Annotated in this window: 19 protein-coding genes and 3 tRNA genes; 9 read left to right on the forward strand and 13 right to left on the reverse strand. The window is 70.8% G+C overall.

Annotated features, from left to right (window positions below; translation table 11 throughout):
* Nucleotides 1–77: 77 nt before the first annotated feature.
* Nucleotides 78–872 (forward strand): enoyl-CoA hydratase-related protein, encoded by a 795-nt coding sequence (locus ABD250_RS01100; RefSeq protein ID WP_182691340.1) that lies wholly within the window; start codon nucleotides 78–80, stop codon nucleotides 870–872.
* Between the two features lie 92 nt (nucleotides 873–964).
* Here the strand turns inward: ABD250_RS01100 and ABD250_RS01105 are convergent, their stop codons facing one another.
* The 3 genes from ABD250_RS01105 to thiL are packed head-to-tail and all read right to left on the reverse strand — an operon-like array spanning nucleotide 965 to nucleotide 3,197.
* On the reverse strand, nucleotides 965–1,675 hold the full coding sequence (locus ABD250_RS01105; protein WP_182658749.1) for a uracil-DNA glycosylase: 711 nt from the start codon (nucleotides 1,673–1,675) through the stop codon (nucleotides 965–967).
* Between the two features lie 4 nt (nucleotides 1,676–1,679).
* A complete protein-coding gene (locus ABD250_RS01110) occupies nucleotides 1,680–2,201 on the reverse strand; it encodes a gamma carbonic anhydrase family protein (protein ID WP_179525493.1) in 522 nt (173 codons plus the stop codon).
* Between the two features lie 9 nt (nucleotides 2,202–2,210).
* Nucleotides 2,211–3,197 carry a thiamine-phosphate kinase gene (gene thiL, locus ABD250_RS01115; RefSeq protein ID WP_344390054.1) on the reverse strand — a complete coding sequence of 329 codons (987 nt, stop codon included), beginning with the start codon at nucleotides 3,195–3,197 and terminating at the stop codon, nucleotides 2,211–2,213.
* Between the two features lie 112 nt (nucleotides 3,198–3,309).
* On the opposite strand from thiL, the gene ABD250_RS01120 reads away from it, so the two are divergent.
* Nucleotides 3,310–3,963 carry a DUF3515 domain-containing protein gene (locus tag ABD250_RS01120; protein ID WP_182659293.1) on the forward strand — a complete coding sequence of 218 codons (654 nt, stop codon included), beginning with the start codon at nucleotides 3,310–3,312 and terminating at the stop codon, nucleotides 3,961–3,963.
* 10 nt (nucleotides 3,964–3,973) lie between these two features.
* On the opposite strand, the gene ABD250_RS01125 is transcribed toward ABD250_RS01120, so the two are convergent.
* Both ABD250_RS01125 and ABD250_RS01130 read right to left on the reverse strand, forming a co-directional pair.
* Entirely contained in the window at nucleotides 3,974–5,080 is a 1,107-nt protein-coding gene (locus ABD250_RS01125; RefSeq protein WP_182659294.1) for a D-alanine--D-alanine ligase family protein, read from the reverse strand.
* Nucleotides 5,081–5,090: 10 nt separating this feature from the next.
* A complete protein-coding gene (locus tag ABD250_RS01130) occupies nucleotides 5,091–6,089 on the reverse strand; it encodes an NAD(P)H-dependent glycerol-3-phosphate dehydrogenase (RefSeq protein ID WP_182652674.1) in 999 nt (332 codons plus the stop codon).
* 108 nt (nucleotides 6,090–6,197) lie between these two features.
* Between ABD250_RS01130 and cofC the strand changes: the two genes are divergently transcribed.
* The 3 genes from cofC to ABD250_RS01145 are packed head-to-tail and all read left to right on the forward strand — an operon-like array spanning nucleotide 6,198 to nucleotide 9,930.
* Nucleotides 6,198–6,920, forward strand: coding sequence for a 2-phospho-L-lactate guanylyltransferase (gene cofC / locus ABD250_RS01135; RefSeq protein ID WP_259843907.1), 723 nt, complete (start codon nucleotides 6,198–6,200; stop codon nucleotides 6,918–6,920).
* Complete coding sequence (locus ABD250_RS01140) at nucleotides 6,917–9,013, forward strand: RNA degradosome polyphosphate kinase (protein WP_182609743.1); 2,097 nt, start codon at nucleotides 6,917–6,919, stop codon at nucleotides 9,011–9,013. Before cofC ends, ABD250_RS01140 begins: the two co-directional genes overlap by 4 nt.
* A complete protein-coding gene (locus ABD250_RS01145) occupies nucleotides 9,010–9,930 on the forward strand; it encodes an NUDIX hydrolase (protein WP_182658111.1) in 921 nt (306 codons plus the stop codon). Before ABD250_RS01140 ends, ABD250_RS01145 begins: the two co-directional genes overlap by 4 nt.
* A gap of 9 nt (nucleotides 9,931–9,939) precedes the next feature.
* Here ABD250_RS01145 and ABD250_RS01150 read toward each other — a convergent pair whose 3' ends face one another.
* The 3 genes from ABD250_RS01150 to leuC all read right to left on the reverse strand — a co-directional run bounded on the left by ABD250_RS01150 (nucleotide 9,940) and on the right by leuC (nucleotide 12,541).
* Complete coding sequence (locus ABD250_RS01150; RefSeq protein ID WP_179525501.1) at nucleotides 9,940–10,320, reverse strand: HU family DNA-binding protein; 381 nt, start codon at nucleotides 10,318–10,320, stop codon at nucleotides 9,940–9,942.
* Nucleotides 10,321–10,463: 143 nt separating this feature from the next.
* The gene (leuD, locus tag ABD250_RS01155) at nucleotides 10,464–11,069 is read right to left on the reverse strand and encodes a 3-isopropylmalate dehydratase small subunit (RefSeq protein ID WP_182609742.1); all 606 of its coding nucleotides are present in this window, start codon (nucleotides 11,067–11,069) and stop codon (nucleotides 10,464–10,466) included.
* A gap of 5 nt (nucleotides 11,070–11,074) precedes the next feature.
* The gene (gene leuC, locus ABD250_RS01160) at nucleotides 11,075–12,541 is read right to left on the reverse strand and encodes a 3-isopropylmalate dehydratase large subunit (protein WP_182658112.1); all 1,467 of its coding nucleotides are present in this window, start codon (nucleotides 12,539–12,541) and stop codon (nucleotides 11,075–11,077) included.
* Between the two features lie 69 nt (nucleotides 12,542–12,610).
* Between leuC and ABD250_RS01165 the strand changes: the two genes are divergently transcribed.
* Complete coding sequence (locus ABD250_RS01165; protein WP_179525504.1) at nucleotides 12,611–13,312, forward strand: IclR family transcriptional regulator; 702 nt, start codon at nucleotides 12,611–12,613, stop codon at nucleotides 13,310–13,312.
* A 10-nt stretch (nucleotides 13,313–13,322) separates the two neighbouring features.
* Here ABD250_RS01165 and ABD250_RS01170 read toward each other — a convergent pair whose 3' ends face one another.
* A complete protein-coding gene (locus ABD250_RS01170; RefSeq protein WP_259843903.1) occupies nucleotides 13,323–14,174 on the reverse strand; it encodes a substrate-binding domain-containing protein in 852 nt (283 codons plus the stop codon).
* 78 nt (nucleotides 14,175–14,252) lie between these two features.
* Nucleotides 14,253–14,325: transfer RNA gene (locus tag ABD250_RS01175), tRNA-Glu, on the reverse strand.
* Between the two features lie 112 nt (nucleotides 14,326–14,437).
* On the opposite strand from ABD250_RS01175, the gene ABD250_RS01180 reads away from it, so the two are divergent.
* The 3 genes from ABD250_RS01180 to ABD250_RS01190 all read left to right on the forward strand — a co-directional run bounded on the left by ABD250_RS01180 (nucleotide 14,438) and on the right by ABD250_RS01190 (nucleotide 17,828).
* Nucleotides 14,438–15,160: a TetR/AcrR family transcriptional regulator gene (locus ABD250_RS01180; RefSeq protein WP_182609688.1), complete on the forward strand. Its 723-nt coding sequence runs from the start codon at nucleotides 14,438–14,440 to the stop codon at nucleotides 15,158–15,160.
* Nucleotides 15,157–16,752 carry an MDR family MFS transporter gene (locus tag ABD250_RS01185; RefSeq protein WP_194306924.1) on the forward strand — a complete coding sequence of 532 codons (1,596 nt, stop codon included), beginning with the start codon at nucleotides 15,157–15,159 and terminating at the stop codon, nucleotides 16,750–16,752. Before ABD250_RS01180 ends, ABD250_RS01185 begins: the two co-directional genes overlap by 4 nt.
* A gap of 131 nt (nucleotides 16,753–16,883) precedes the next feature.
* Nucleotides 16,884–17,828 (forward strand): hotdog domain-containing protein, encoded by a 945-nt coding sequence (locus tag ABD250_RS01190; protein WP_179525507.1) that lies wholly within the window; start codon nucleotides 16,884–16,886, stop codon nucleotides 17,826–17,828.
* Between the two features lie 140 nt (nucleotides 17,829–17,968).
* Here ABD250_RS01190 and ABD250_RS01195 read toward each other — a convergent pair.
* The 3 genes from ABD250_RS01195 to gltX form a co-directional block, all read right to left on the reverse strand.
* Nucleotides 17,969–18,041, reverse strand: a tRNA-Glu gene (locus tag ABD250_RS01195).
* Between the two features lie 53 nt (nucleotides 18,042–18,094).
* Nucleotides 18,095–18,166 (reverse strand) — tRNA-Gln (locus tag ABD250_RS01200).
* 80 nt (nucleotides 18,167–18,246) lie between these two features.
* Nucleotides 18,247–19,731: a glutamate--tRNA ligase gene (gene gltX, locus ABD250_RS01205; RefSeq protein ID WP_182658658.1), complete on the reverse strand. Its 1,485-nt coding sequence runs from the start codon at nucleotides 19,729–19,731 to the stop codon at nucleotides 18,247–18,249.
* Between the last annotated feature and the right edge of the window lie 86 nt (nucleotides 19,732–19,817).

Below are 19,817 nucleotides of genomic sequence, written 5' to 3' on the forward strand. Positions count from 1 at the left end.
CGGCCAAGCCTAGTACCCTCACCTTGCGACAGCCGTCGAAAAGGCCGAGACGGCCCGTACCACTCCCTGGAGCCCAGATGACCACTGCCCTGAACGCCACTCCCCTCGTCACCCTCGAGGACGGTGTGCTCACCATCCCCATCTCCCTCGAGGGCAGGGGGAACTCGCTGGACTCCGACGCCGTCACCCAGGCCGGAACCGCACTGGCCGCGCTCCTCGCCGGCGAGATCGACGCCGGTGCGATCCTCCTCGTGGGCCTGGGCAGGAACTTCTGCGCGGGTGGGAACGTGCCCGGCTTCGCCGCCGCCGAGGACCGCTCGGAGCACGTCCGCGAGCTGGCCGACCGGTTGCACGTGGTGGTCAGGCAACTGGAGGAGGCACCTGTGCCGGTGGTGGCCGCGGTGGCCGGCTGGGCCGCGGGGGCCGGGCTCTCCCTCGCGTTGGCCGCCGACTTCTCCGTCGGGGGCCCGGACACCCGCCTGCTCGCGGCCTACCCGGGAATCGGCCTGTCGCCGGACGGCGGGATGTCCTGGCGGCTGCCCCGCGCGATCGGGCCCGCGGCGGCCCGGGCGTTCATCCTGGGCAACGAGCCTGTGGACGGGGCGCGGGCCTACGGGATCGGACTGCTCACCACCTACACGGAGGAGGACGTCTCCACCACGGCTCGTGCGCTGGCGGTCCGCCTCGCGGCGGGCCCGCGTGCCTCCTATGCCGCCACCAAGGAGCTGTTGCGACGGTCCGGCGAGAGGACTCTCGCGCAGCAGCTCGACGCCGAGCGGGACGCCATCGCGGCGCTCGCGGTGTCGCCCGACGGCATCGAGGGAGTGGACGCGTTCGTCGCCAAGCGCACCCCGCGCTTCGGTGGGGCCTGAGCGCACCCCGCGCTTCGGTGGGGCCTGAGCGCACCCCGCGCTTCGGTGGGGCCTGAGCGCACCCCGCGCTTCGGTGGGGCCTGAGCGCGCCTCTACGTCTGCTCCGGCATCTCCGGCAGTCGCCAGTCGACGGGGTCCACGCCGAGTCGGTGCAGTTCGTCGTTCGCGCGGCTGAACGGCCGGGAACCGAAGAACCCTCGCGAGGCCGACAGGGGTGAGGGGTGGGCGGAGGCGATGACCGGGGTGTCGCCGAGCATCGGCGCCAGGGACTGTGCCTGGCGGCCCCAGAGAATCGCCACCAGCGGACGGCCGCGCTCCACCAGCGCCTCGATCGCGCGCCCGGTGACCTCCTCCCACCCCTTCCGTCGGTGAGAGGCCGGCTGCCCCGGCGTCACCGTGAGGACCCGGTTGAGCAGGAGGATCCCGCTGCCGGCCCAGGAGCTCAGGTCGCCGTGCCGGGGGGCCGGCAGCCCCAGATCGTCGGAGTACTCGCGGTAGATGTTGACCAGGCTCCGTGGCAGGGGGCGGACGTGGCCGTCCACGGCGAAGCTCAGGCCGACGGCGTGCCCGGGCGTCGGATACGGATCCTGACCCACGATCAGCACGCGGACGTCGTCGAACGGCTGGGTGAAGGCGCGCAGGATCCGGTCACCCTCCGGCAGGTATCCGCGGCCCGCGGAGTCCTCCGCGCGGAGGAAGTCGCCCATCCGGTGGATGCGGTCCTCCACCGGCGCCAACACGCTCGCCCACCCCGGGTCGACGACCTCCCCCAGCGGAGGTCGAGCCGATCGGTCGCCCGCCACCCGGTCAGTCGATCCGTCGGAGCTCGGAGCGGTACCGCATCGCGTTCTCGTGGTACTTCTGCGTGTTCCCCTCGAGCATCGCCGGGTCCACCTCGTACCCCTCGCGGATCCGCGCGGGGGCTCCCATCGCCATCCGCGCGGGGGGCAGTTCGAACCGTGGCGGGATCAGACACCCGGCGGCGACGACCGCCCCGGCACCGATCACGGCGCCGTTGAGCACGATCGAACCGGAGGAGACCAGGGCTCCGTCCCCGATGGTCGCCCCCTCGATGTGCGCGTTGTGCCCCACGATGCAGTGCTCCCCGAACACCGTCGGTTCCGACTCCGTGCAGTGGACGATCGTGCCGTCCTGGATGTTGGTCATGGCGCCGACCTCGATGCGCCCGTAGTCGCCGCGGAGGACGGCGGTCGGCCACACGGACACGCCCGGTCCCAGGCGGACGCGACCGATCACCACCGCGTCGGGGTGCACCCAGGCGTCGGGGGCGATGTCGGGTTCGAGGTCTCCGAGTGCGTAGACAGCCATGCGGCCAGCCTAGTTCGCACCCCGCGCGGAGTCCCAGCCCCCGGGGGTCCGCGGGCGCCCGTCGAGGGAGACGGTTCCGGGGTCTCCCTCGTGGATCGTCCCGATGACGGTGAAACCCGGGGGGACGGTGGTCCCGGGCGGGAAGGTGCCCAGCAGACCGTGGTCCTCACCGCCGTCGAGGATCCAGTCCGCGATCTGCGCCTCCGGATCGGGGAGACCCAAGACGGCGGCGGCCTCGCCCAGGCGGGGGTCGACGGGGAGCGCGTCGACGACGAGGTCCGCCGCGACGCCGGAGGCCCGCGCCAATCCCGACAGGTCGCGCATCAGGCCGTCGCTGACGTCGGTGAGTGCGCTGGCGCCGGCGAGTCTGGCCGCCCTCCCGGACCCGATCGGGGGTACGGGGACCCGGTGGGCCTGCTGCAGGGGGCCCTCGGTGTGGCCCGCCAACAGCAGTGCCAACCCCGCCGCGGAGCGACCGGGTTGACCGGTGAGCGCCACCCGGTCGCCGGGGGCGGCGCCGTCGATCCGCAGGGGGCGCGCGCCGTCCGGGAGGGTGCCCATCGCGGTGACACTGACGACGACGAGGTGAGCGCTGGTGAGATCACCGCCCACCACCACGGCACCGGATCGCGCGGCCTCTCCGTGGATCCCGGCGGCCAGCTCCCCGATCTGCTCCATCGTCGTCTCCCCGGGCACCGCCAGGGCCACGAGGACGCGGGAGCAGTCGGCGCCCATGGCCAGGACGTCGGAGACGTTCTGTGCGACGGCGCGGCGACCGATGTCCCTCCAGGTGGTCAGGTCCAGGCGGAAGTGGGTCCCCTCGACCAGCATGTCTGTCGTCACCACCGTCGCCGCGGCCGGACCGAGGACGGCGGCGTCGTCCCCGTTGCCCACCGGGTCGCCGGAGTGGGCGTCCCCCGGACCGCTCAACACCGCCAGCACCCCGGCCTCCCCCACCTCCGCGACGGTCGGTGGCCGTTCGGTCGCAGGGCTCATCGGCGTCCTCGGAGGTCAGGCGCCGGGAGGACCGGCGGGTGGCTGTAGCGTTGCCGACAGGCTAGCGGCCGCCACCCCGGGCGGCCGACCGCGGGAGAGAGGACTACTCGAGGTGGGCAGCACGGACACGGTCCCGGGCGACGGTCACGACGCGGGCGGCTCGGGGCCGCGGACTCCCGACGTCCGATCATCCGACGGCCGGTCATCCGATGGCGGCCACCGACCGCCGGTCTCGCCCCTCGTGGTGGTCGCGGCGGTACTCATCCCGCTGGTGCTGCTCGCCGTGGTGCTCGTCCTGGTGCGTGACGTCCGGGACGAGGCAGCCGAGTCCGCCGCGAGCGAGCCCGTGACCGCGGTGACCATCCCGGCCCCCGGAGCCGATTCCGAGGTGTGCCTGTCGCTGGTCGAGTCCCTCCCGGACACCCTCGGTGAGGCGAACCGGGTCGCGTTCGTCGAGCCCGCCCCGCCGGGTGCCGCGGCGTACCGGCTGCCCGACGCCCAGACCGTCGTCGTCCGCTGCGGCCTCCCGGCCCCGCCGACCTTCACCGTCGGGGTGTCGCTCCAGGAGGTCAACGGCGTCCAGTGGTTCAACGAACCGGACCCGGACCCCGCAGTGACGTCGTCCACCTGGGTCGCCGTCGACCGACCGGAGTACATCGCGGTCACTCTCCCCGCGACCGGCGGTACGGGTCCGATCCAGGATCTCTCGGACGCCCTCTCCGCCGGTCTCGAGGCCGTCGAACCGCGGCCCGCTCCGATCGGGTGACCCCCCGGGGTCAGCAGCCGGCGAGCGCGGTCCGCACCAGAGTGTCGAGCAGGGTCCGGTAGTCGACGCCGGAGGCCGCCCACATCTGCGGGTACATCGAGATCGGGGTGAACCCCGGCATGGTGTTGACCTCGTTGATCACCGGTCCGTGCTCGGTGACGAAGAAGTCGACCCGGCTCAGTCCACGGGCGTCCAGGGCGTGGAACGCCTCGACGGCCAGCGTGCGCAATCGGTCGGTGTCCGCGGTGGGGAGCAGCGCGGGTAGGTCGAACGTGCAGACGTCGTCGAGGTACTTGGTGTCGAAGTCGTAGAAGGAGTCGCCCTCGGTCTCACCCTCCAGACCGGTCGGCTCACCGGGGATGTGGAGTTCGGCGGGCAGGCTCGCCTCCACCCGACCGTCCGGGTACTGCAGGACACCACATTCGACCTCGCGGCCCACGATGGCGGCCTCGACGATCACCTTGGGGTCGAACCGGCGGGCCTCGGCGATCGCCGCGTCGAGGTCTCCCGCGCGGGAGACCTTGGTGATCCCGATGGACGAGCCACCGCGGGCGGGCTTGACGAACAACGGGAGCCCGAGGCGGTCGAGTTCCGCCTGCGGCAGCGTCTCGGCCCCGGGGCGCAACACCGCCTGCTCACCGATCGGCAGACCGGCCGCACCCAGCACGACCTTGGTGAACTCCTTGTCCATGCCGGCAGCACTGGCGAACACCCCCGGCCCCACGTAGGGGATCCCCGAGAGCTCGAGGAGCCCCTGGACGGTGCCGTCCTCCGCGTGGGTGCCGTGCATGACGGGGAAGACCACGTCCACACGGGCGGCCTGCTCACCGGCCCGTTCCCCGTCCACGTACCGCAGGACCCCGCGGTCGCCGGTGGACAGTCCGAGAGCCACCTGTGGTCGCCCCGGGTCGACCTCCGGCATGACGCGGTCGACGATCCGCAGGCCCGACACGTCGTCGGGACCCAGGGTCCACCTCCCCGATCCGGTGATCCCGACGGGGATCACCTCGTAGACGGATCGGTCGAGATGTGCCATGACGGCGCCGGCGGACACGCAGCTCACGGAGTGCTCCGAGCTGCGGCCGCCATAGAGGACGGCAACGGTGATGCGATTCACCGGGCCGAGGCTACTCGGGCTTGGTGCTCCGCCTCATGAGGCGCACCGCCACCTCGACGGCGTCGCCGCCCTCGTGGCAGATCTCGTGGACGGCCTCGGTGAGCGGCATCTCGACGCCCACCTGTCGGGCGAGCGCACGGATCGACGTGCAGGACTTGACCCCCTCCGCCACCTGTCCGTTGGTGGCCTCCTGGGCCTGCTCCAGGGTTTCGCCCTTGCCCAGCCGTTCACCGAAGGTCCGGTTGCGGGACAGGGGCGAGGTGCAGGTGGCGACCATGTCGCCGAGCCCCGCGAGTCCGGCGAAGGTCATCTGGTTGGCACCGAGCGCCACCCCGAGCCTCGTCGACTCCGCCAACCCACGGGTGACGAGCGTGGCCATGGTGTTGTCACCCAGGCCCATCCCGGTCGCGATCCCACACACCAGTGCGATGACGTTCTTGGTGGAGCCACCGATCTCGCACCCCACCACATCGGTGTTGGTGTAGGGACGGAAGTAGGGGGTGGCGAACGCGTCCTGCAGGCGGGCCGCCCGGTCGACGTCCGTACAGGCGATCACGGTCGCCGCCGGCTGGCCCTCGGCGATCTCCCGCGCGAGGTTGGGGCCGGACAACGCGGCGATCCTGTCCGCCGTCAACCCGGTGACCTCGGCGACGACCTCGCTGATGCGCATCAGCGTCCCGGTCTCGATCCCCTTCGCCAGGGAGATGACCCCGGCATCCGACTCGAGGAGGTCGACCCACTGCTCCAGGTTCCCCCTGAGACTCTGCGACGGGACCGCCAGGACGACCTCGTGGGAGCCCGCGAGCACCTCGGCCGGGTCCGTCGAGGCGGTGACCGTCGCGGGCAGGACGATGCCCGGCAGATATTTCTCGTTACAGTGCCGTTCGTTGATCCCGAGGGCCACCTCGTCCCGGCGGGCCCACATGACCACCTCCGACCCCGCGTCCGCGAGGATCTTACCGACGGCGGTCCCCCACGACCCCGCACCCATCACCGCGACCCGTGCCATTTCGCCTCCCGGCTCGTCGTCCCCCACCCGGGCCATCGCCGGTGGATCGTGAGCAAACGCTACCCGGCCCGGCGCGCTCGCGAGGGTCTGCTGGCAGGATGGCGGTCGATGAATACGGTGTCGGGTCACGGGGCGGCTGATGGCGGGTGGACGATCATCGTCCCCGTCAAGGCCCTCGACCGTGCCAAGAGCCGCCTCGCCCGCGCTCTTCCGGCGTCCGACAGGCGGGCACTCGCCCTCGCGATGGCCGCGGACGTGCTCCGGACCTGCGTCGCGACGCCCGGTGTCTCCCGGGTGCGGGTGGTGACCTCGGATCCCGACATGGCGGCGCTCGCCCGCCTCCTCCCGGTCGAGATCGTCCCGGAGCCGGTCGACGCCGCGGGACGGCCGGACGGCGACCCGCTCAACGCCGCGCTCACCGGGGCGATCCACGGCGTCCCCGGCCCGGTGGGCGTGGTGACCGCGGATCTGCCCGAGCTCGGGGCCCGCCAACTCGCCCGGGTGCTCACGGCCGCCTCCCGGCACCCGCATTCGATCGTCCCCGACCATCGTGGCGCCGGGACCACCATGGCGTTCTGGACCGGCCCCGCCGGAGCACGCGTGCCCCGGTTCGGACCCGGCTCCGCGGCCCGGCACCTGTCCGAGGGGGGTGCCGTCCCGCTCGACGGGGCCGACCCCTCGGGCGCGGCCGGTCGCGACGTCGACACCCCCGAGGATGTCCGGGCACTGACCGGACGGGCCGTCGGTGAGGCCACCGCGGCCGTCCTGAGGACCCCCTCTCTGAGTCAACGTGCTCACTCCGCCGGGGTATCGGCCACAATGGTCCGGTGACCGCAGACGACCCCGTGCTCGAGCAACTCCCCCGACCCCGTGACCGCTACCTCAACCGAGAACTCAGCTGGCTCGACTTCAACGCACGAGTGTTGGCCCTGGCGGGCGAGAAGGACCTGCCGCTACTCGAGAGGGCCAAGTTCCTCGCGATCTTCGCGTCGAATCTCGACGAGTTCTACATGGTGCGGGTGGCCGGCCTCAAGCGCCGCGACAAGACGGGTCTGTCGGTCAGATCCGCCGACGGCCAGACGCCCGCCGAGCAGCTCGGCCGGATCAGTGTCCGGACCCGCGAGCTCTGCGACGAGCAGACCCGGTTGTTCCACGACGAGATCAGACCCGAACTCGAGCAACACGGGATCCGGATCCTGCCCTGGGGCGAGCTCACCGCCGACGAGCGGTTCTCCCTGGCGGAGCTGTTCAGGAACTCGATCTTCCCCGTCCTCACGCCGCTCGCCGTCGACCCGGCGCACCCCTTCCCCTACATCTCCGGACTCAGCCTCAACCTCGCGGTGATCATCCGCGACATCGGTTCGGGGCAGGAGCACTTCGCCCGGGTCAAGATCCCCCACAACGTGCCCCGGTTCGTCAGGGTCGCCCGGGACGCGGAGGACGAGTACTCGTTCGTGCCCGCCGAGGAGATCATCGCGGCCCACCTCGGCGACCTGTTCCAGGGCATGGAGGTGGTCGAGCACCACGTCTTCCGCGTGACCCGCAACGCGGACATGGAGGTCGAGGAGGACCGTGACGAGGACCTGCTGCAGGCGCTCGAGCGCGAGCTCGCCCGCCGCCGCTTCGGCTCCGCCGTGCGGCTGGAGATCGCCGAGGACATGACGCCGCGGATGCTCCGGATCCTCCAGCACGAACTCGACGTGGACTCCGAGGACGTGATCCGGTTCTCGGGACTGCTCGATCTGACGGGGCTGTGGCAGATCCACGGCCTGGACATGCCCGACCTCAAGGATCCGGCGATGGTCCCCGCCACCCCCCCGGCATTCGGTGAGCGTGAGACCGCCCGGAACATCTTCGCGTCCCTCCAGGAGGGCGACGTCCTCGTCGAGCACCCGTATGACTCGTTCGCGACCACCGTCCAGCGGTTCATCGAACAGGCTGCTGCGGACGAGAACGTGCTGGCGATCAAACAGACCCTGTACAGGACCTCCGGCGACTCCCCCATCGTCAACGCTCTCGTCGACGCCGCGGCGGCCGGCAAGCAGGTCGTCGCACTGGTGGAGATCAAGGCCCGCTTCGACGAGCAGAACAACATCCGCTGGGCGCGAGAGCTCGAACAGGCCGGTGTCCACGTGGTGTACGGCCTGCTGGGACTCAAGACACACTGCAAGACCTGCCTGGTGGTCCGGAAGGAGGGCGACCGGCTACAGCGTTACGCCCACATCGGCACCGGGAACTACAACCCCAAGACGGCCCGCCTGTACGAGGACGTGGGGTTGTTCACCGCGGACGAGGAGGTCGTGTCCGATCTGACGGACCTGTTCAACCACCTCACCGGGTTCTCCAACGTCTCCAAGTACCGACGACTGCTCGTGGCCCCCGAGGGGATCCGCTCGGGGATCATCGAGCGGATCGACCGCGAGATCGGCTTCGCGGCCGAGGGTCGCGAGGCGGGGATCCGGCTCAAGGCCAACGCGCTGGTCGACGAGCAGATCATCGACGCCCTCTACCGGGCCTCGCAGGCGGGCGTGCAGGTCGACATCGTGGTCCGCGGGATCTGTGCCCTGCGCGCCGGTGTCCCCGGGCTCAGCGAGAACATCCACGTCCGCTCGATCCTCGGACGCTTCCTCGAGCACTCGCGGATCCTCAACTTCCGCGGGGCGGACGAGGTGCTCATCGGCAGCGCCGACATGATGCACCGGAACCTCGACCGCCGGGTCGAGGTGATGACCACCGTCACCGACCCCCGGCTCAAGGGTCAGATCCACCGCATCTTCGACTCCGCCCTCGACCCGGCCACGCGCAGCTTCCATCTGAGGCCTGACGCCTCGTGGGCGCGGATGCCCGCCCCCGGGGACCGGTCCGACTCGGTCGACCACCAGGAGCGCATGGCCTCCGTCCACGCGGGGTTCCGGGACCGATGAGCAGGAAGTCGAACGGCGGCCGGACCAGCGTCCGGGTGGTCCCCGCGGCCGGGGCCGTCCTGTACCGCATGGACGGGGGGTCCGCCCGCTGCGCCGTGGTCCACCGCCCCCGGTACGACGACTGGTCGTTGCCCAAGGGCAAGGTCGATCCCGGTGAGTCGCTGCCCGTCACCGCGGTGCGCGAGATCGCGGAGGAGACGGGGTTCTCCGCGGCTCTCGAGTCCAGGATCGGGACCACCGCGTACCCGCTCAAGGAGAACACCCGGAAGGAGGTCACCTACTGGTCCGCTCTGGCGTCCGGGGGCGGCTTCGAGCCGAATTCCGAGGTCGACGAGATCCGGTGGCTCCCGGTGGATGAGGCCCGGGATCTGGTCTCGTACGCGTTGGACCGCAAGATCCTGACGCGCTTCGCCGCGGCCCGACCGGTGGATTCGGTTCTCCTGCTGGTCCGGCACGCCAAGGCGGGGAGCCGCTCGGAGTGGAGCGGTGACGACTCGTCGCGCCCGCTCGACAGGGCCGGACGCACCCAGGCCGAACTCCTGGTCCCGATGCTCAGGGCGTTCGGCGTCCGGAGGCTCCACAGCGCCCCGCGGGTGCGTTGCGAGCAGACCGTGGGTCCACTGGCCGACGAACTCGGGGTCGGCGTCGCCGTCGAGCCGGTCCTGAGCGATGAGGCGTACCTGGATGATCCCGTCACCGCGCGCGAGCGCGTGGTCGAGATCGCCGGCGGCGACGGGGTCGCGGCGGTGAGTTCCCAGGGAACCGCGATTCCCGGACTCGTGGGGGACCTGGCCGGGCTGGCCGGGATCGATGTGGGAGACACCTCGACCAAGAAGGCCGGAGCCTGGGGGCTGGGGTTCGACGGCGGGACCCTGGTGTTCGCCGACTACTACCCGAGCCCGCTCCCCGTGCGGTGAGGCAGACGGTCAGCTGACCTTGTCGCGGTGGTTCACGCCGTTCTTCCCGACACCGCCGAAGGACTGGTGTGAACTGGACCGCTTTGCGGCGAGTCGCCCTTCCGGGAGCGTCTCGGTGCCCTGGACGACGGACTTAAAGTACTGCCCGGGCCGGAAGGCGGGCGAGTACGTGGGTGGCACCGGGATGGACTCACCGGTGTGCGGGTTGCGCGCGACCCTGGCCGCACGCGCGCGCTTCTCGAAGATGCCGAATCCCATGATGGTGATGGACTCTCCGGCCGCCACCGCCCGCACGATGATGTCGAGAGTGTTCTCCAGCGCCTCGGTGGCGAGCTGCTGGTCTCCGTCCATCCGTTCCGCCAGCTCGGCGATCAGGTCGGCCTTGTTCACGAGGGATCCCCCTTAGGGTGAGTACGCCGACGCGGCAGAGCACCGCGTCATACGAAATATAAGCATACTCACACGTTGCCGTCACGGGGAGCGTTCCGGACGTGACTCCGGACCGGTCGGTCAGCCGCCAGGTGCCCGGTCGGTCAGCCGCGACCGGGCAGCGTGGTGACGGGCTTGAAGGTCGGCCTGCGCTGCTCGAACTCCGCGATCGCATCGGCCTGCCGGAGGGTGAGCCCGATGTCGTCGAGACCTTCCATGAGGCGCCAGCGGGTGTAGTCGTCGATCTCGAACGGGACGGTCACGTCCCCCGCGGTCACGGTCCGGGTCCCCAGGTCGACGGTCAACTCGAGGCCCGGACGCTCGTCCATGATCTTCCACAGCAGGTCGACGTTCTGCTGCTCGACCTGCGCGGCCACCAGTCCGGACTTGCCGGAGTTGCCGCGGAAGATATCGGCGAAGCGCGAGGAGATGACGACGCGGAAGCCGAAGTCCTTCAGGGCCCAGACCGCGTGCTCGCGCGACGAGCCGGTGCCGAAGTCCGGACCCGCCACGAGCACCGAGGCGCGGTCGTACGGGGAACGGTTGAGGACGAAGTCGGGTTCGTTCGCTCGCCAGGACGAGAACAGTCCGTCCTCGAAACCGGTGCGGGTGACGCGCTTGAGGTACTCGGCGGGGATGATCTGGTCGGTGTCCACGTTGGACCGGTGCAACGGCGCCCCGATGCCGGTGTGGGTGGTGATCGGCTCCATGATGATCAGGCCCCCTTCGCGGGCTCGAGATCGGCGGGCGAGGCCAGGCGGCCGACGACGGCCGTGGCCGCGGCGACCGCCGGGCTGACGAGATGGGTACGGGCGCCCTTGCCCTGGCGGCCCTCGAAATTGCGGTTGGAGGTCGAGGCACAGCGCTGGCCGGGCTCGAGTGAGTCCGGGTTCATCCCGAGACACATGGAGCACCCCGGTTGACGCCACTCGGCGCCGAACGCGGTGAACACCTTGTCCAGGCCCTCCTGCTCGGCGAGCTGGCGCACCTGCATCGATCCCGGGACGACCAGCATCCGGACACCCTCGGCGACCGCGCGGCCGTCGATGATCTCCGCCACGGTCCGGAGGTCCTCGATACGCCCGTTGGTGCACGAGCCCACGAAGACCACGTCCACCGGGACATCGCGCAACGGGGTGCCGGCCTCGAGGTCCATGTACTCGAGCGCACCCTCGGCGGCGACACGGTCGCTTTCGTCCCCGAAGGACTCCGGGTGCGGGACGGTGGACCCGAGGGGCACACCCTGGCCGGGGTTGGTGCCCCAGGTGACGAACGGGGTGAGGGCGGAGCCGTCGATCACCACCTCGGTGTCGAACACCGCGTCATCGTCGGTCCGCAGGCCGGTCCAGTACTCGACGGCGGCGTCCCACTCCTCCCCGGCGGGGGCGTGCGGCCGCCCCTTCAGGTAGTCGTAAGTGGTCTGGTCCGGGGCGATCATCCCGGCCCGGGCGCCGGCCTCGATGCTCATGTTGCAGATGGTCATCCGCGCCTCCATCGAGAGCTTCTCGATGGCCTCGCCGCGGTACTCGATGATGTGCCCCTGACCCCCGCCCGTCCCGATCTGGGCGATCACGGCCAGGATGAGGTCCTTGGCGGAGACCCCCGGCTGCAGTTCGCCGGTGACGGTGACGGCCATGGTCCTGAACGGCCGCAGCGACAGTGTCTGGGTGGCCATGACGTGCTCGACCTCGGACGTCCCGATACCCATCGCGATGGAGCCGAACGCTCCGTGGGTCGAGGTGTGCGAGTCTCCGCACACGACGGTCATGCCGGGCTGGGTCAGGCCGAGCTGGGGCCCGATGATGTGGACGATGCCCTGCCCCGGGTCACCCATCGGGTACGCCCGGACCCCGAACTCCTCGCAGTTGGTGCGCAGCGTCTCGATCTGGGTCCGTGAGACGCGGTCGGCGATGAGGTTGACGGCCCCGCCGACGATGTCGGTCGGGACGTTGTGGTCCTCGGTCGCCAGGGTGAGGTCCGGACGGCGCAGGACGCGGCCCGCCAGCCGGAGTCCGTCGAAGGCCTGCGGGCTGGTGACCTCGTGGATGAGGTGGAGATCGACGTAGATGAGGTCCGGCTGACGGGCTTCGCCCTCCCCCTCGCCCCTGACCACCACGTGGTCGTCCCAGACCTTCTCCGCCAGGGTTCGGCCCCGGGCACCTCCGGACGGTGTCACACTCATCACGCCTCCAGTCCACGCCCGGGTGTCGAACCGATGGATTCTCACCATGTAGGACGCTATAGTCGAACTGTGAGACAGTATAGCGGGATCGGAGTCCTCGACAAAGCCATGACGGTGCTCCACGCGGTGGCCGAGCAGCCGTGCGTCCTGGCCGACCTCTGCGAGCGCACCGGACTCCCCCGGGCCACCGCCCACCGGCTCGCGGTGGGCCTCGAGATCCACCAACTCCTGTCCCGGGACGACGCCGGCGTGTGGAGCCTCGGCCCGGGCCTGGCCAAGCTCGCCGCGCACGCCGCGGATTCCCTGGCGGAGGCCGCATCCTCGGTCCTGCCCCGCCTCCGCGAGGCCACGGAGGAGAGCGTCCAGGTGTATCGGCGCGACGGCGACCGGCGGATCTGCGTGGCCTCCGCCGAGCCCCCGACCGGCCTGCGGGACACCGTCCCCGTGGGGGCCATCCTGCCCATGAGCCGGGGTTCGGGTGCGAAGGTCCTGGCGGCGTGGGCCGACCCCGCCACCCAGCGGGCGTTACTGGTGGACGCCGCCTACACCGAGCGTCAGCTCGCCGAGGTGCGGCGACGCGGCTGGGCCCAGTCCGTGGCCGAGCGCGAGGCGGGCGTCGCCTCCATCTCCGCCCCCATCAGGGACGCCGGCGGAAGCGTCGTGGCGGCGATCTCCGTCTCGGGCCCGGTGGACCGCATCGGTCGACGCCCCGGGGTGCGCTGGGCGGCCGACCTCCTCGCGGCCGCGGAGGCGATCCACAAGAGGCTGTAGGTCCGAGCGCTCAGGCGGGCCGTCGCCCCTCGACCAGTCGGCCGAGCGCCCACGGCAGGCTGCTGACGCTCGGTTGACGTACGGCCGCCACGAGGTCGCCGTCGCGCGGATCCACCCGGACCACCTGGACGCCCGGACGCCTCAGCTCCCGGTACGGGACGGGCTCCGGGTGGGAGATCACGTCCACACCCAGATCGCGGATCTCCGTCGCGAACGGGGAACCGTCGTGGAGGGTGGCGACGGGGGTGTCGGGGCGGGCGCCGGTGCCGATGACGACGACGACGGCGTCGACCCCGAGCCTCCGCTGCCCCCGGGTCCACGAATCCAGTGCCTCCTCGGCGGTGGCGGCGATCCGGTCCGGATCGCGGTCGACGGCCTCGGCCACCACCCCGAGGTGCGTCCGCCACCCCGGACGGCCGCCCGGGTCCACGATGACCGTGGCGAGTTGCTCGAACCCCCGCAGCTGGGACTCGGAGACGTCCGCCGCGGCGAGCGCGAAGGCATCGACCCCGAACGGCAGGAGGGAGCGCAGACTGGGGAGCCCAGGGCCACCCCAGTCCGGCGCGGGCGGGGACGGCCGATCCCGCCACGGGCGGGGCCCCGTCCCGTCCGCCGCCCATGCCGCCTCCGGCTCCAGCCCCAGGGCCAGCACGACGTCCAGGTCAGCGGAGGACAGGGGCATCACACGCCGGACCGGTGGGTCATCGGTCGGGGTACGGACGGGACTCGGTGGGGCCATCGGGTCGCCCGTCGTGGTGGTCGGGCCCGTCGTCGTCTCCCCCACCGCCCCGCACGCGGACAGAGTCGCCAGCCCGGCACCGGCGCCGAGCGCCAGTCGGAGGACATCGCGACGAGAGTGCACGGGGGAATGGTCTCACGTCCCGAAATGCGCGATGTCCCGGCTCCTCGCTCACGCGAGTAACCGGGACATGTCACTGAGTACCCCCGATGGGATTCGAACCCACGCTACCGCCGTGAGAGGGCGGCGTCCTAGGCCGCTAGACGACGGGGGCCTGGTACGCCTCGACTCTAGCGACCCGACCGGCGCTCCACAAAATCGGCGGGCCGACCGCCGTTCACCCGGTGTAAATATGCACTCAGTCTACTTTTCTGTAGACTCTCCTGGTGACCTCACCGCCGGAACCGGACTCCCTCCGCGAGCGCAAACGCCGCGCCACGATGCTCGCCATCGAGGACTCCGCGACCTCCCTCGTACTCGAGCACGGGTACGACTGTGTGACGGTGGACCAGATCTGCGCCGCCGCCCAGGTCTCCAAGCGCACGTTCTTCAACTACGTGCCCTCGAAGGAGGCCGCCGTCATCGGTTCGCCGCCCCGGGACGTCCCGCTCGCGGTCCGCCGGGAATTCCTCGACGCTGCCGACCCGGACGTCCCCGGGGCGCTCCTGAGGCTGTTCCTCGCGGCGTTCGCGGCCGCGCGGATCGCGGACGACGCCCAGACCGCGACCCTGGCCCACCGTCGAGCGGAGATCTTCCGGGCCGACCCGGACCTCGGGGTGGCCCGGGTGACCGCGTCATCTCACTTCCAGCTCCGTCTGGTGGACCTGGTGACCGAACACTTCGAGCGCCACCCGGCCCTGCGCCGCCTCGACGGGGTCGCGGCCAGGGCGGAGGCACGTGCCTACGTGGCTCTCGTGGCCGCCTCGGCCAACCTCGGGCTGTCCACCTGGTTGACACGGGAGGCCGCGACGTTCGCCGACCTCGACGCCGAATGTGCCCTCGCCCTCCGGCAGCTCGCACTTCTCGTCACCGCGCCCTCCGACGCCACGCCGGCCGGGACCAGACCGGCCGGGACCATCTCCCCTGAGACCTCGGGAACCACGTCATGAGCGACACCAGCACGAACGACACCAGCACGATCGCCACGGACGATCGCCGACCCACCGGACCGGCTCCGGCATCCCACAACGTGCCGCTGGTCTTCACCTCCCTGCTGCTGGGGATGCTCATCGTGTCCCTGGGCCAGATGATCTTCGCGACCGCGTTGCCCACGATCGTGGCGGACCTCGGCGGGGTCGACAAGATGAGCTGGGTCATCACCGTCTATCTCCTGACCATGACCATCGGGCTCCCCGTGTACGGCAAGCTCGGGGACCAGATCGGCCGAAAGCCGCTCTTCGTCGCCGCCATCCTGCTGTTCCTCGGCGGCTCCGTACTCGGGGCCCTCTCGTGGAGCATCGACATCCTGATCGTCTCGCGCGCGATCCAGGGCCTGGGAGGTGGCGGCCTGATTGTGCTGTCGCAGGCGATCGTCGCCGACGTCGTCCCCGCCCGGCAGAGGAGCCGGTACATGGGGGTCATGGGGGCCGTCTTCGGACTGTCGTCGATCCTCGGTCCGCTCCTGGGCGGATTCTTCACCGAGGGCCCGGGCTGGCGCTGGGCGCTGTGGTTCAACCTGCCGATCTGCCTGCTCACCCTCGTGGTGGCGGTCCTCTACCTGAAGCTGCCCACCCGCGGCACGGGCCGCAGCACGGACTGGCCGGGCACCGTCCTCATGGTCACGGCCACCACGGCGCTCATCCTCGTCTGCTCGTGGGCCGGTAACCGCTACACGTGGACCGACCCCGTGATCCTCGGCCTCGCGGCGCTGTTCCTGATCTGCGCCGCGGCGTTCGTCCTCGTCGAGTTGCGATCGCCGCACCCACTGATCCCCATGACGCTGTTCGCGGAACGCAACTTCGCGCTCTCCACGGCCGCCGGGCTCATCATCGGCGTGGCGATGTTCGGGACCATCACCTACCTGCCCACCTACATCCAGATGGTCCACGGGCTCGGGCCCACCGACGCCGGACTGATGATGACCCCGATGATGGCGGGGATGATGGGAACCTCCATCGTCGTGGGCAACATCGTGAGCCGTACCGGCCGCTACAAGTGGTACCCCGTGGTCGGGACGGTCATCATGTCCGTGGGTCTGTGGCTCATCAGCTCCCTCGAGGCCGCCGACACCCTCCTGCACCTCGGAGCGGTCCTGTTCGTGTTCGGCTTCGGCCTGGGCCTGTGCATGCAGTTGCTCGTCCTGATCGTCCAGAACTCGTTCCCCGTCTCGATGGTCGGGACCGCCACCGCGTCCAACAACTTCTTCCGCCAGATCGGCGGGACGCTGGGATCGGCGATCGTGGGGTCGCTCTTCGTCAGCCGCCTGGCAGATCTCATGGGCGACCGGATCCCGGCCGCGGCGTCCGCGATGGGGCCGGAGGGGGCCGAGGTGGCCGCGTCGTTCGCCGAGGGCTCCGGCGCGGCGAACTCGATGAGCCCGGAGATCCTCGCCGGCCTCCCGGGGCCCCTGCACGACGCGATCGTGGGGTCCTACAACGACGCCCTGGTGCCGATCTTCCTCGTCGTGGTCCCCCTGCTGCTCATCGCCACGGTGCTGCTGCTGTTCATCCGGGAGGACCCCCTCAAGGAAACGGTCGACTGACCCCCGCGGCGGATCGGACCCGCCGACCGGGTGGCGTGCTCACCGCGCCGCCGGACCGGGGTGAGCACACCGACACGCGATCCACACCCGCGGCAACCGCCCCGTTACGCGACGGCGATAGCTTGCCCAGCGTGAACACTCCCCGAGAGACCGTCCTGCGTTTCCTCGCCGCACCCACCGACGTCGGCACCGGGAACCAGGTGCACACCGGCCGCATCCTCGAGTGGATCGACAAGGCCGCGTACGCCCAGGCCGCGGTGTGGTCCGGCGGGTACGCCGTCACCGCCTACGTGGGCAACGTCCGCTTCTCGCGGCCGATCGAGGCCGGTGAACTCGTCGAGGTGTCGGCGCGACTCGTCCACACGGGATCGACCTCGATGCACATCCAGTGCGACGTCCGGGCCTGCGACCCCGTGACCCTCGACTTCCGCCACTGCGCGGAGTGCCTGGTCGTCTTCATCGCCGTCCGCGAGGGGAGACCCACCCCGGTGCCGTCCTGGCGGCCCGCCTCCCGGTTGGAGGTCCACGAGTCCGACGAGGCGGTGATGCGCATCGCCCTGCGGAAGGACATCGAGGACGCCATGGCCGTCCAGAGCTATACCGACGCGGGAACCGCACCCCGATCGGCCCTGCGGTTCCTCGCGGCCCCCGGTGACGTGAACTGGGGCGGCAACGTGCACGGGGGGCGCATCATGTCGTGGATCGACGACGCCGCGAACCTGTGTGCGACCCATTGGTCGGGCACCCCGTGCACCTCCGTGTACGCCGGCGGGGTGCGCTTCTACCACCCGGTGAAGATCGGCCACGTCGTCGAGGTGGAGGCCAGGCTCCTGCACACCGGTCACGAGACGATGCACGTGTCCGTCCACGTGCGGTCCGGTGAGCCCACGTCACCCGAACGGGTGCTGACGACCCATTGCCTGGCCGTGTGCGCGGCTCTGGGCCCGGATCTCCGCCCCACCCCGGTCCCCCACTGGACCCCGCTGACCGCGGAGGACCGTGATCTCGACGAACACGCGCGGCACCTCATCCGGCTCCGAGGACGGGGGCGGGTCGACGTGACGACCGCCGGTTGACCGGACCAGTCCGTCCGTTCTCCCCCGATCGGAAGAAGGACGGCGCCGGGATGCACCGGGGTGGAGAGGACCGGGGTGGAGAGGACCGGGCCGAGAACGAGAAAACGCCCGGAGCATGATGCTCCGGGCGTTCTCGTGTGTACCCCCGATGGGATTCGAACCCACGCTACCGCCGTGAGAGGGCGGCGTCCTAGGCCGCTAGACGACGGGGGCTCAGGACGCGGCTCCGCGAGGAACCGCTGCAGTGAGCGCTACAACGCGCTCAGCTGGCCTACCAGGACTCGAACCTAGAACGACGGTACCAGAAACCGCTGTGTTGCCAATTACACCATAGGCCACTGTATTCACTTGTCCGCCCCGTGCGGGGCGACCTCGAAGAGACTATCAAAGCACCGAGGGTGAATAGCAAATCGCCAGGTCATTCAGCGATGGGCGCGGCCTGCAGGCGGGCCAGTGTGACCTCGCGACCCAGCAGTTCCAGCGACTCGAACAGCGGCGGGGAGATGTGCGATCCGGTCACCGCGACCCGCACCGGACCGTAGGCCTTACGCGGCTTGAGCCCGAGCTCGTCGACCAGCGCGACGGAGAGCGCGGCCTCGATCGCGGGGGTGGACCACTCCGGCACCGACTCCAGTGCGGCCGCCGCCGCGTCCACCACCTCGCGCGCATCGGCCTTGAAGTTCTTGGCGGCGGACCCGGGGTCGACGACGAACTCCGACTCGTCCACCACCAGGAACCGGATCAGGTCCCACGCGTCGGACAGCACGACGATGCGGGTCTGCACCAGATCCGCGAGCACCGCCCAACGATCACCATCCAGCTCCGCGGGCAGCGTGAGTCCGTCCTCGGACGGGTGTGCCTCGAGGAAGTCCCGCAGCCGACGCGCGAACTCCTCCGGCGGGAGCCGCCGGATGTGCTCGGCGTTGATCGCGTCCGCCTTCTTCTGGTCGAAGCGCGCGGGGTTGGCATTGACCTGGCGCACGTCGAAGGCCTCCACCATCTCCCGGAGGGAGAACACGTCGCGGTCGTCCGACAGTCCCCAGCCCAGCAGCGCCAGGTAGTTGAGCAGCCCCTCGGGCAGCATGCCGCGGTCGCGGTGCAGGAACAGATCCGACTCGGGGTCCCGCTTGGACAGCTTCTTGTTGCCGTCCCCCATCACGAACGGCAGATGCCCGAACTCGGGCACACGGTCTGCGACCCCGATCCGGGTGAGCGCACGGTAGAGCGCGATCTGCCTGGGGGTCGAGCTGAGCAGGTCCTCGCCGCGCAGGACGTGGGTGATCTGCATGAGCGCATCGTCCACCGGGTTGACCAGGGTGTACAGCGGGATCCCGTTGCCCCGGGTGAGCGCGAAGTCCGGAACGGTGCCGGCCTTGAACACGGTCTCCCCGCGGACGAGGTCGTCCCACCCGAGGTCCTCGTCCGGCATCCGCAGCCGGATCACGGCGCCACGGCCCTCGTCCCGGTAGGCCTGCTTCTGCTCCTCCGTCAGGTCGCGGTCGAAGCCGTCGTACCCCAGTTTGGGGTCGCGCCCGGCCGCCCGGTGGCGCGCCTCGACCTCGTCGGCGGTCGAGAAGGACTCGTAGGCCTCACCGGCGTCGACGAGCCTGCGCACCACATCGAGGTGCTGGTCGCGTCGTTCGGACTGGCGGTAGGGGGCGTACGGACCGCCCACCTCCGGACCCTCGTCCCAGTCCAGCCCGAGCCACCGGAGCGCGTCGAGCAGGGCCTGGTAGGACTCCTCCGAGTCGCGTGCGGCGTCGGTGTCCTCGATGCGGAAGACGAAGGTCCCGCCCGTGTGCCGGGCGTGAGCCCAGTTGAACAGCGCCGTCCGGACGAGCCCCACATGAGGAGTACCGGTGGGCGACGGGCAGAAACGGACACGGACGTCTGGGGCTGTCATGCGCACCATCCTAGTGACGGTCCCGGCTCGCACCCCCGCGCAGGACCGGCCTAGGATCGGCGGGTACCCGTGGCCCGCCACTCGCG

The sequence above is a fragment of the Dietzia cercidiphylli genome (assembly GCF_039531545.1).
GTDB classification, from domain to species: Bacteria; Actinomycetota; Actinomycetes; order Mycobacteriales; family Mycobacteriaceae; genus Dietzia; species Dietzia natronolimnaea.